This window comes from Psychrobacter sp. TWR1-1-1 (assembly GCF_049895865.1).
Classification (GTDB): Bacteria; Pseudomonadota; Gammaproteobacteria; order Pseudomonadales; family Moraxellaceae; genus Psychrobacter; species Psychrobacter immobilis_A.
In genome coordinates, this window is record NZ_JAFCTE010000025.1 from 1 (window position 1) to 11554 (window position 11554).

Sequence of the window (11554 nt, forward strand, 5' to 3'; positions counted from 1 at the left end):
TTTAACAGCTTCGGCTTTAAATTCGTCACTGTAGGTTCTTACTTTCTTGGTCATGGTAAACTCCTGTTAATACGCTTAGTTTACCAAGTTTATCTCTACGGTTTCTTCAGCATAGCTCAGATTACCTAACAAGCTGAATGCTGCGCTCCCTAGCAACGCTGATAAAAGCGCTTTCATCAATAGTTCCAAGACTGGCTATAAGCTCAGTCCATTCAATTAAAATACTCACGCTCAAACACCAGTCTAGGGGATTTTTAAAGAAAGCTTTTAGCTTTAAGATATATAGTTATCCTACCCAATTTTTTGTCTAAACCTCATAGATTCAAGAGTAGCAAGCCATATCAAAGGTAGGATAATCAGCGCAGAACCTATTAACAAAGTCATATTTGGCACTTCGTTAAACCATATGATTCCAACCACCACCGCCCCTATTAAACCTGAGTATTCCGCACTAGAGACTTTGTACGCTTCAATGTGTCGGTACACCTGTACGCATATACCCGCATAAATCAAAATAAATACATTTGAACTGGCGGCCGTAATCAATGAGCGCCAATCAAATGGCTGTCCCTCCCAAATAGCCAAACCAAGCGCGAACGGTATTCCTAATAAATTGGTCAAAAGTAGCGTTTGATAGACAGAATGATGTTGTGGAAGTTTACGAACTAAGAGATTGTTTATCGCCATGGTTACCGCTACTATAAGCGCAAAAACTGCCCCTGAATTAATCTGTTTTGGTTGTACGATAACGAGGATACCAGCAAAACCTAACATAGATACCGCTATAGTTGGAAAGGTTAATCTGTCTTTATAAAATAAAAAACCTAGCGGCAATATAAATAAAGGGGCGGCATAAAAAATAGCATTCGCAGTCGCGAGAGGCAGTGCTTGAAGAGACAGCACCATGAATATCACACCCAACAACCAAACGTGACTACGAACAAAGTGCCATTTCATATTACTGAATAACTTGCTCTTTTTTTTTATTAAGCAAAATGGCAACAGCATTAAAACCGCTGTTAATTGACGAAACAGGATAAACTGATACACCGCCGTCTCAGAGGGCAAGTCCTTTATCAAGGCGTCCGAGAAGATCGCAATAATATTTCCTAGTACCAATAGCGTCATGGCAAATGCAACACTCATCTTTGGCATACTTATCCTCCCCGCCCTATTTTAAATTCAGAAACTGTTAAAACCCCAATGGGTTCATGCTGATTTAACGATCTGTCAGGCAGTATATGCAAGTAACGCTATGATGTATAATGATATAAACCATACTTAGTATTAGCTGAGATAATAATGGATTTACCACCGCTGCGTGCCATACAATGCTTCGAATCCGTTGCACGGCTTAACAGCTTTTCAAAAGCAGCAGAGAGCCTCAATGTGACACAAAGTGCCGTGAGTCACCAAATACGCATCCTTGAGAAGTATCTTGGGGAAGCAATGTTTTACAGGCAAGGCCGGACCTTTTCGTTGACAGAGGTTGGTGAGCGTTATTTCACAGATGTGAGTCGCGCATTGGGTCTTCTTTCAGATAGTAGTCAGATTATTAAGCATGGAAAACCTGGGCATATACGCTTAGCTCTGTACAGTTCAGTCGCAGTGAATTGGTTGATTCCTCGACTAGAAGACTTCTATAGACAGTATCCAGAAATAGAACTTACTTTAGATATGGTCAATCATCCCTCTGATTATAATGAGCAAAGGGCCGATTGTTATATCACCGTCAATCCCCCTCCACATGCTTTCATCAGTAAGTTTTTATTTTCTGAAACTTTATATCCTGTTTGTGGTCAAAAGCTTTGGGAGAAAATAAGAGATAAACCCCTTCCTGATGCATTGTGGCGGCATCCAATATTGTCCGTGAGGTATACAGATATAAGTGAGAATATAGCGGAGGATTGGCTGCGGTGGTGTAAGGCAGGCGGATTTGAGTTACCGAAGGATATAAAGATAAATCATTTTAGTCATGTACTACTAGCGATAGAAGCCGCACGGTACAATCTGGGAGTTACCCTCGTTAACAACTATATGATGCTAGATCAATCTTATAAGCAGAAACTCGTTAGAATCCCAATGCACGAACTACTAACAGGGGATAAATTTTACTTCGTTTACAAGGAATTAAAGAACAATCAGGACGATATTACTAAACTATCTAAATGGTTAGAATCTCAGTGTGAGTAAAGAAATCCTCTATCTTATTTGTTGTTACAAGGAAAATAATGATTTGTTAAGGGGTTCCAAAGTGATAAACCTTGTGCGACAACTATGCTGCGGCCAGCTAATGTATTAAAATTGATAGTAGCTGCATTTGTTTGAGCCACGACTCACCATACGGAGAGTTCAGACAGAGCAATACTGGAAAGAACAGATCATAAAAACTTATACTTCCCACGCCAATCTCAACTTATCGTAGGCTTTTGATTTTTATAGAATTTAAAATTTTAATTGTTTTAACTGAAATTTTAAAAACTAAGTAAACCAATACCTTAGAAAAATAAGTTGAGAGTGGGGTACTTCCCATAAATAGTCATCAGTTTTGTAGGATGTTAAATATCATAACCTGATAGGTTCCAATCTAAAAGATAGTAAGCTACTCAATTTTAGTTATTATTACTTTTATGAATAAAAAAATAAGCTTGCTAAACCCTAAACTGCTGACTAAATCTATCTTTAACTGGGCTATATATAATGACAATATTAATCATTAGTGATAGCATGGATTTAACTGCAGTGAGCTAGAGGCTATTACAGAGTATCTTGAGTTAAGGATTCAAATAAAATTTTCGAATTCTTCGCTCATAATATTTACTATCTGTTAAAGATTGCTTGCTTGATCCTCTAACAGACCGCTTTAAAGCTGCCTTTTAAATCAAATTTAGAAACAATACTAATAGAACGGGTAAGTTGGACACAAAGATATGATAGCTAATATATTTAACTTATCCACTGATACGTTATTTAAGCTTTTAGTAGCCGTTATTTGTGTGCTCATGTTATTAGCACCACTGTACAAATGGAAGTCTCGTCCACATAAGGCGCTCACCAAAAGAATACTAATAACTCTTCTTCTAATTCCAGTCTCTTTATATCTTCTAGTAGATACTTTCAACACTAAAGATCAGCAAAAAAATGATCAACTGTTATCGGCTGCTCGTTTTGCTGAAAATGATCGCTCATTAACGAATGAAAGCCATATTCCTACGCCTGACAAGCATGCTTTTGCATCAGCTCTAGAATTGAACAATATTAGAACAAAACAAACTGAGGATAGGCAGACCAGTCTTGCAGAAAAAAAACAGGAGCCTGAGGAAGTTAATCAGTAAGATGCCTACATTCTAATAATGTCCATAGACGTTTGTAAACGCATGACAATAACCCACTAATAAATGCATCTGAATGTTTTTTATACTATTTTCACAACTTTTTAGAATATCATAAAGGTCAAAGTGAGCATTAAATAACATAGGGCCACTTTAAAATGAAAGCGATACGTCATAATTATATGTGACTGATATCAGTTTTTCTTGCTTGTTATTATCAAAAAGGGGAGGAAAAATTTATCCCAATCGTACTGTATCGATTTTAACGTAATTCTACTATACCTAAAAAACAACCCAGCATATGGGCTGGGTTATTGATGAAATAAGGCAATATAAAGAGGTGCTTATGCAAGGTCCCGAACCTTAGGCTCGCGCTCCCATAGACGCATTTTAGCGTTATCAATAAAATTCGTCATGTCGGATAAGGGTGTGACAAACGCATCTTTTTCAATAGGTAATCTATTTAAAATGAACTCATCTGTCGCACTGCAATAAGCAATGGCTTTGCAATGCACATAAGCATCAGTAAACCAGTCTAAAGCTGAGCTATCTTGAGCCAGCTTCTTAGCCTGGTCCGGCATAATGATGCTAACCACAGCATCAAATAACACTGAGGGACCCCCTGAAAGGCGCTCATCAGCCTGAATGCGAGTGCCATCATCGAGCAGTACCTCTTTATTAGGAGCCACAATTTTAACAGCGGCGCCTTCCGCTTTCACAGCCTTTTCGTATTTTTCTATCTCATGATAGCTTGAGCCCTCGGCGACTAAAATACCGATCATGCGTCCTTTTAAACTTTTAGGGGTGCGTCCAATGGTTTGTAAAGCTGTAGAAGTTGCCATATCCTGAACGGGTGATGCCAGGGAGGCGGCTTCGGGTAACGCCATACCAAGCGCTTTTGCCACACGCTGGGCCAAGTCCTCATCAATATGACGCAAATGACTGAGCATACGTGTTCGTACATGGGCGGTCTCTACTTTAGCCAGCTCAAAAGCGTAGGCTGACGCAATATGGGCTTGCTCAATTGCCGTTTGGCTTCGGTAGAACATACGCGGCTGGCTATAATGATCCGCAAAACTTTCAGCACGAATACGACCTTTCACGCCATCGTCTAACGTCTCAGCAAATGACTTAAATCCTTGCCTAACGCTTTCGCGGGGCCGAGTTGGATCCAGGCTTTGTGGTTCATAAAGTACTCGTGTCTTCGGTACCCGCATTTGCATATGTCCATCTTTTTGATTATTAGCAAACGGACACTGCGGGGTATTAATTGGGATCTGTACAAAATTTGGTGACCCTAAACGCTTGAGCTGCGTATCTAAATAACTAAATAGGCGTCCTTGTAATAATGGGTCATTACTAAAGTCAATGCCCGGAGGTACGTGTGATGGGCAGAATGCTACTTGTTCTGTCTCAGAAAAAAAGTTATCAGGATAACGATTAAGTACCATTTTACCAATTATCCTAACAGGAACCATTTCTTCTGGAATCAGTTTTGTGGCATCTAAATGATCGAATGGAAATGTTGCGGCTTCTTCTTCAGTAAATAACTGCACTCCTAAGTGAAATTCAGGAAAATCACCCCTATTGATAGACTCAAATAGATCGCGGCGATTAAAGTCAGGGTCAGCACCCGAGATTTTAACAGCTTCATCCCAAATGAGGGACTGTACTCCTAATACAGGTTTCCAATGAAAACGTACAAAGGTACTTTTTCCATCCTTGTTAAGAAGGCGGAAACTATGAATACCAAAGCCTTCCATCGTGCTATAACTTCGCGGCAGAGCCCGATCGCTCATGAGCCAAATGACATTGTGCATGGTTTCAGGACTGAGTGATACAAAATCCCAAAACGTATCATGGGCAGAGGCGGCTTGCGGAAATCCGCGATCGGGTTCAGGCTTAACTGCATGAACAAAATCGGGGAACTTTATGGCATCTTGAATAAAGAAAATGGGCATATTGTTAGAAACCAGGTCCCAAATACCTTCATCTGTATAAAGCTTGACTGCAAAACCTCGAACATCGCGCGGCGTATCTTTAGAACCTTTATTACCTGCGACGGTTGAGAAGCGGGTGAACAACGGAGTCTGTTTACCTGTTTCAGTTAAGATCTTGGCCGTTGTAATCCCTTCTAACGATTCAGTCAGCTCGAAATAACCATGAGCCGCACTACCGCGCGCATGTACTACGCGCTCAGGAATGCGCTCATGATCAAAATGCGTGATTTTTTCACGTAATACAAAATCTTCTAACAGGGTCGGTCCCCGAGCGCCATTCTTAAGAGAGTTTTGATTGTCAGAAATAACCACCCCTTGCTGGGTTGTTAGCGCTTGAGTACCATCATCAGCACGCTGATGGGTTTCGCCGCCTAAACCTTTAGTAGTGTACATATCGGCGGCGGGATCAGTATGATTAATAGTTTTTTTCATTATTCATCCATCCTAGTTATAGTCTTAGTAGGTGTTAAGTTGGGCAGAATTCTTATTATCTTTTAATAATGTCTTTTTATACTAAGCAAAATTCAGGGGTAAAGGTGTTGATGTTTGGTTAAAAAAAACAACGTTTAATATGAGTGTATTTCCTGGCATGAACCAGTCGTTGAGAGCTGGCTATAATAAAAAAGACAAGTTAAAACAATGATATTAGAAAAATAAAATAATATCTTAAGTGCGCACAACCTCAATAATACTTTTACAGATTTTGCTGTTCAAACTGCGCAGTTTTTTCTGCGGCGCACCTTTACATACACATTGGAAATCATACAATTGATCCTTATAGGAGATACAATAAAAAAAAGTCCCAACCGGCTTATCTTTTGTTTCAGAGCCGCCACGCTTCAACAAACCTGTGCAGGCCACATATAAATCTGATTTAAATAGTGATTGGGCTTTACGAACCAGCTCTTGTGTGACCTCTAAAGACTCAGCGGTATAGTCTTCAATTAATTGGTCAGGTACGTTGAGAACATTTTCTTTTACTTTAACGTCGTAACAGACTAATCCGCCTACCAGTACCTCCCCTGAATAAGGGCTAAGAGAAAACCGGTGCGATAAATACCCAGCTGAGGCGCTTTCAATAAAGCTTATGGTTAATTCCTTGTTTGCCAATAATTCGGCACATTTATTAGTCATCATGGTCTCCACATTATATAAATCCCTTTAATATCCCTATAAAGCGTTCTCTTAACACTGGTAGAAATAGAATAGTGCCATAAATAATTCTATGCTTTAAATAGCCAGTCTTCATATTTTTTAAGTAAAACAATGAAGAATAAAAAAACCCCATAAGCTATTCACATCTTATGGGGCAAAATTCAGACTTAAGAGTTTTTATTTATCATACAAAAGATAGTGTAGTCGGATTTCGCTCCCTAACTACCTCGATTATCATCATTTTTATGACTCTGTTTACCAGCTTCTCTTGCTTCTTCAGAGGTAAATTCGTGAGCCGTACCTTTTTCATGAGCGGCCTTACCACCTTCACTAGCAATTTCACGTTGCTTCTCTGGATCCATACTGGCAAAACCACGGTTTGAAGTATCGCCACCCGAGTTGTTTGAGTTATTAGAACCACCTGAGTTGTTTGAGTTATTAGACTGGTTATTGTCTTTATCGGAGTTGTTAGATTGATTAGTCATAGTATATCTACCTTGATTAGTTTATTCCGTGAGTTTATTATGATTTCTCTCTATAACATATTGTTAACAAACGTTTTTCCTAAAGCGATTGCTAACAATTCCAATATACGACAGCTCCTAGATTTCTTGGGTAATGAAAAGTAAGAGTATGTTCTGATTAAGATATTCAACCTTTCTGTATAAAAATTCTTGGACTAATATAGGATAAGGGGCATTCCTTTAGAAGGAATCTAACTCACTATAAACCCAGCAACAAAACGTTTTACTGAGTAGAGGGATAGTTATCTAATCACCCTATCATTGAGTGCTTTGGCCCAGCCTCTACATTTACTTTGGCAACGATTACAAAGCTCATCAGGGGTTAAGGGATGAGTAACATAGCCACAAAACATACAAGCATAATGACAACTTGGCTCTATCTTAGTGACGGCTTCATACTGCTTAGGAAATAGCGGCAGACCATAACGCACCTCATCATGTGGATAGAGCAATATACTAAAGCTGCCCGTGGTTTCTAACAAACCTATACGGACTTGACCTAGATGTTCAATGCCTTGCATGCGCATTTCAGCAAAAAACTCATCATGTGACATCTGGCCTAATTCAAACTTACTAAGAGCCAATTGGCCATCCTCTACAATGTAAAGTGACGTACCTTCTAAAAAATCCTCAAAAGGACGATATCTCACCATTAACCACGTATATAAACGATATAGGGAGATGACGATACTCATGATCAATATGGCTTGGATTAACGGAAGATCCTCAGTAAACATAGGGTCCCCCGCGATAGACCCTAGCGATAAGATGATGGTTAACTCAAAAATCGACAACTGGCGAACACCGCGTTTACCAGTGTAACGTAAGAACAAAATAATCATCGTAAACATGACAACCACACGTATGACAATTTCTGCAGCAAACGCCCAGCTGGTATCATGTATGAAAATACTGGCCCAATCCATTCGTGAATTCCTATTAATGATTTACAGAGACTAGGCTAGTTCGCAATTTATTATTATCCTGATAAAAGATCATAGTTTGAAAAGTAAAATAGCTTCTTGAGTAACCTTTCTTATAAGTATCGCTCCTTTATTTCTATCAAAAATATGTCGGTAAGAGGAGAGCAGCAAGGTCATATTAAAGACATATTTGATAGGTCGAATTCAATAAGAAGTTATTTGAGACACTAAATAAAAGGCAATAAAAAATCCAATGCTAAGTGCCTTGCTCAAACACTTAACATTGGAGTACTAATACTAATCGCTAAAACTGCCTATTAACTATTTTGTTTCTCTTTATTGACGGCAATTTATGACTAATCTATCAGCGATTAGCATTCAGTTTCTTAGAATACGTTTATTTTTATACTAGACCTACGAATTACCACTATAACCTAATCGTTTTTTGATAATGCTGCTGTGTGGGAGAGCTACTACCTCTACTGCACGCCATTGGCTGGAGTTTGATCTAGATTAGGATTTTCATCCCTATCACTATTAATATTCGTGTCTGGCCCACTATTACCCATATTATCGGTCGATCCAGATGGATTAGTAGCATTCACTTCATTATTGGCAGACGTACCAGAACCTTCTCCAGCACCTATATTAGAATCATTTTCCGTTAAAGGGGCATCACCTCCAGAAGAAGAAGTATCTACGTCACTCGATTGATTGGTGCCTGTCGCGTCGCCTGATTGAGCATTATCACCTTCTTTTTCACTACTACAAGCACTAACGCCCATCGTAGCTGCCAGTAGCAAACTCAATACAGTCGTGTGTAATAAGCGGTTTGGTTTTAGTGGTTTCATCTCATTATCCTTAATAAAATTGAAAAATTGGTTGATAGCTTCTATTGCCTCAGCATAATTGAGTTACTCACCAGTATTATGAGGTTTTTGTTTGTTTTCGTTAACTTTCTATTAAGAAAGAAGTAAGTAGACTTTCAAATTTTGTAAATACCCCATAGGATGATTAACAATAATTATCCAAAGGTTTAGTTAGCTTTGTAGTAGGTCAAGCATACTTTGGTATTTGTCTTTTTTATCGGAAATTTTACTACGTTCCTCGGCTAGATTAGGCACTGAGTCTTTAGAGTCTTCTACCTTCTTATCAAAGGCTTTTAGCTCAGCCTCTACACCGTCTACAAGCCTATTGAGCATCATAGCAAGCGCTTTTTCAGAAACTTCATGCGTTATGTTGGAAGCTTCAGAGGTAAAATCATCTTTGAGCTTGGACGCCCATTGATAGATATGACCTATCGTGGCACTGTGCTTATCATCTTTATCAGAAGTCTCTTTTTCATCAGAATCAGATTTGCCGTCTTTGTCAGAGATAAAATCATCCTTAAGCTTAGACGCCCATTGGTAGATATTAGCTATCGTCGCACCATACTTATCATTTTTTTCAGACTTATCATCTTCGCTAGATTCATCTTTTTCGCTAGATTCATCTTCTTTGGCAGATTTACCCTCTTTATCCGACTCAATCTGTTTTTCGGCATTGTAATCTTCAAAATCACCGTCTTCATATATTACTTTATCGCCTTTTAAAACCTCAACACCCGTCACTTCATTATTTGAAGGCGCTTCCGTTGTATTTTCAAGCGATTCTAGAGCATTCTTGATGTTATCGTTATCAGTAGGCTGGTTTGACATGATTTCTAATCCTTGTTAGTGAAGTATATTTACACTCAATCATAAGGCCACACCCTCTTATATTGCGTATCTCAATAGAGATTATTTTGTTTCAAATTTGCTAAAGATCCTGCAAACCTGTCTGTTGCATTGGTTTATAAACGACTATTGATCGTTCCATGGAAACAATTGCCCAAGTAACAGTATATTCATGAGACTCGGTAATTAAACAACCAGTAATTGCCATTGGCTCAGTATGGGCAGGAATAGCAATACCAATTTTCATAACACTTACGTAATCCCCTCCCATCTAATGCTATCTATCCTGGCTTCAACCTTTAATAGCAAAAGTTTGCATTCGGCAGTCTCATGGGTGCATCTTCACTGCTATGTGCCAAATAATTTATTCGCAACAGGACTCACGCTATCTATTTGGTACTCTTTATTGTCATATAGATCTTCTAAGAAGCCTTGATGCCAAGCGTGTAAATTCTCTTGTTTCAAACCCTGTAATAAACATTCATAACGTATCTTTCTTTCATCTAGGGGCATGGTCAAAGCTATTTTTAAGCCTTCTGTCATACTTTTTGGCTGATATGGGTCGATGATGACCGCCGCTTGCATTTGCTCAGCCGCCCCAGCATAGCGTGAGACCAGTAATACGCCAGGATTGTCAGGGTTTTGGGCGGCAATATATTCTTTGGCAACCAGATTCATACCATCTTTAAGCGAGTTGACCCAGCCAATATCACTTTGCCAAAATAATCTCATCAATGCCTCGTGGCTTAATACGGTTTCGCTATAATTAATGGCTTGGCGACTTCCGGCCGCATCTTTTTGACCATTTTTATTTGGCAAAAATTGCTGATTAATATTATGAACCGTTTGTCTGACATCGTTATAAAGCTCATGGTAAACAGGTAAATCTAAGCGACTAGGACAGGCGATTTGTAATAACGTCAGCTTATTTTGATAGGTCGGATTTTGCTGTAAAAAATCGCGATACGCTGAAAAACGCCTCAATAAGCCTTTCGAGTAGTCGATTCTATCCACCGCAATAATTTGTTGGGTCGCAGGCTTTATCTGCTTTTTATGATCAGTATATTTGGCGTATTGCAAAGATAAGTGGCTAATTTGCTGTTGGATTTTAGCCACATTTGTACCAATTGGATAGGTATCAATCAGTAAGCTATGTGGGGTATCCATACCTAAGTTAAGGATCACCTGCGTACTGGTTGAGCAGTTAGGGGTACCAATATTTTGCTGATTGTGGAAGTTTTTTATTAGTGAGTTTTTTAAATAGTGCTGAATGACGCCAAAACAGTTGACTTTATCTTCTTGAGTTTGCGTGCCTACAACATTGTAATAGGCAAGGTGGGAAATGAGTTCAAAGCTTTTATCCAGCTGTTGCCAAAATGGCAGTGATACAAATGAAATATGCAAGAAAAAGCCGATGCGGTTTTTGATTCCTAATTGCCTGCAATGGTATACCACACTCAAAAAATGATAATCATGTACCCAAATCACATCATCAGGCTCTACAACTTTTTTTAATTGCTCAGCAAAAAGGTGGTTTACCGCTTGATACCCTACGTAATCCTCTGGCGCTTGATGAATTAAATCGGTGCGCTCGTGCAGTAATGGCCACAGCACATTGTTAGCAAAACCGCAGTAAAACTGCTGATACTGCTCAGTGGTAAGTGCAGTAGTTATATAAGTGATGGTTGTGTCTGCTCGCGTCAAATCAGCCTGAGTATTCGCTAAAGCAGTTCGTTTGTTACTGCTAAATTCATTGCCTGCGCTATCATTTAGCTGGTCAATAATGTCACCATTCCACCCCATCCAAACGACTGATTTTCCGTTCAACACGTCTTGCAGTACTATTGCAAGTCCACCTGCCATTGGGTTGTTATCAGGCATTTTAACTCGGTTAGATAGGACGAT

Annotated in this window: 10 protein-coding genes and 1 pseudogene; 2 read left to right on the forward strand and 9 right to left on the reverse strand. The window is 39.1% G+C overall.

Annotation, left to right across the window (positions count from 1 at the left end; all coding sequences use genetic code 11):
• Positions 1-291 precede the first annotated feature (291 nt).
• Positions 292-1155: a DMT family transporter gene (locus ACP69U_RS13135; RefSeq protein ID WP_426138748.1), complete on the reverse strand. Its 864-nt coding sequence runs from the start codon at positions 1153-1155 to the stop codon at positions 292-294.
• Between the two features lie 147 nt (positions 1156-1302).
• Here ACP69U_RS13135 and ACP69U_RS13140 point away from each other — a divergent pair, with 147 nt between their 5' ends.
• Entirely contained in the window at positions 1303-2193 is an 891-nt protein-coding gene (locus ACP69U_RS13140) for a LysR substrate-binding domain-containing protein (RefSeq protein ID WP_426138749.1), read from the forward strand.
• Positions 2194-2930: 737 nt separating this feature from the next.
• Entirely contained in the window at positions 2931-3335 is a 405-nt protein-coding gene (locus tag ACP69U_RS13145; RefSeq protein WP_426138750.1) for a hypothetical protein, read from the forward strand.
• Between the two features lie 341 nt (positions 3336-3676).
• Here the strand turns inward: ACP69U_RS13145 and ACP69U_RS13150 are convergent, their stop codons facing one another.
• From ACP69U_RS13150 to ACP69U_RS13185, 8 genes and pseudogenes are all read right to left on the reverse strand, one after another.
• Complete coding sequence (locus tag ACP69U_RS13150) at positions 3677-5764, reverse strand: catalase (protein ID WP_426138751.1); 2088 nt, start codon at positions 5762-5764, stop codon at positions 3677-3679.
• A gap of 234 nt (positions 5765-5998) precedes the next feature.
• Positions 5999-6466, reverse strand: coding sequence for a CinA family protein (locus tag ACP69U_RS13155; protein ID WP_298869458.1), 468 nt, complete (start codon positions 6464-6466; stop codon positions 5999-6001).
• A 266-nt stretch (positions 6467-6732) separates the two neighbouring features.
• A pseudogene (locus ACP69U_RS13160) lies at positions 6733-6897 on the reverse strand (KGG domain-containing protein); the annotation flags it as partial.
• A gap of 356 nt (positions 6898-7253) precedes the next feature.
• Positions 7254-7937 carry a DUF421 domain-containing protein gene (locus tag ACP69U_RS13165; protein ID WP_426138752.1) on the reverse strand — a complete coding sequence of 228 codons (684 nt, stop codon included), beginning with the start codon at positions 7935-7937 and terminating at the stop codon, positions 7254-7256.
• A gap of 476 nt (positions 7938-8413) precedes the next feature.
• Positions 8414-8785, reverse strand: coding sequence for a hypothetical protein (locus tag ACP69U_RS13170; RefSeq protein WP_426138753.1), 372 nt, complete (start codon positions 8783-8785; stop codon positions 8414-8416).
• A gap of 189 nt (positions 8786-8974) precedes the next feature.
• Complete coding sequence (locus tag ACP69U_RS13175) at positions 8975-9631, reverse strand: hypothetical protein (RefSeq protein WP_426138754.1); 657 nt, start codon at positions 9629-9631, stop codon at positions 8975-8977.
• Positions 9632-9731: 100 nt separating this feature from the next.
• On the reverse strand, positions 9732-9896 hold the full coding sequence (locus tag ACP69U_RS13180; protein ID WP_426138755.1) for a hypothetical protein: 165 nt from the start codon (positions 9894-9896) through the stop codon (positions 9732-9734).
• Positions 9897-9997: 101 nt separating this feature from the next.
• The coding region (locus ACP69U_RS13185; RefSeq protein WP_426138756.1) for an alpha,alpha-trehalose-phosphate synthase (UDP-forming) at positions 9998-11554 on the reverse strand (1557 nt) is incomplete at its 5' end.

Coding starts and splice junctions, on each gene's coding strand:
- ACP69U_RS13155 (WP_298869458.1), bottom strand. CDS start 6,466: ATGACTAATAAATGTGCCGAATTATTGGCAAACAAGGAATTAACCATA.
- ACP69U_RS13165 (WP_426138752.1), bottom strand. CDS start 7,937: ATGGATTGGGCCAGTATTTTCATACATGATACCAGCTGGGCGTTTGCT.
- ACP69U_RS13135 (WP_426138748.1), bottom strand. CDS start 1,155: ATGCCAAAGATGAGTGTTGCATTTGCCATGACGCTATTGGTACTAGGA.
- ACP69U_RS13145 (WP_426138750.1), top strand. CDS start 2,931: ATGATAGCTAATATATTTAACTTATCCACTGATACGTTATTTAAGCTT.
- ACP69U_RS13170 (WP_426138753.1), bottom strand. CDS start 8,785: ATGAAACCACTAAAACCAAACCGCTTATTACACACGACTGTATTGAGT.
- ACP69U_RS13175 (WP_426138754.1), bottom strand. CDS start 9,631: ATGTCAAACCAGCCTACTGATAACGATAACATCAAGAATGCTCTAGAA.
- ACP69U_RS13150 (WP_426138751.1), bottom strand. CDS start 5,764: ATGAAAAAAACTATTAATCATACTGATCCCGCCGCCGATATGTACACT.
- ACP69U_RS13140 (WP_426138749.1), top strand. CDS start 1,303: ATGGATTTACCACCGCTGCGTGCCATACAATGCTTCGAATCCGTTGCA.
- ACP69U_RS13180 (WP_426138755.1), bottom strand. CDS start 9,896: ATGAAAATTGGTATTGCTATTCCTGCCCATACTGAGCCAATGGCAATT.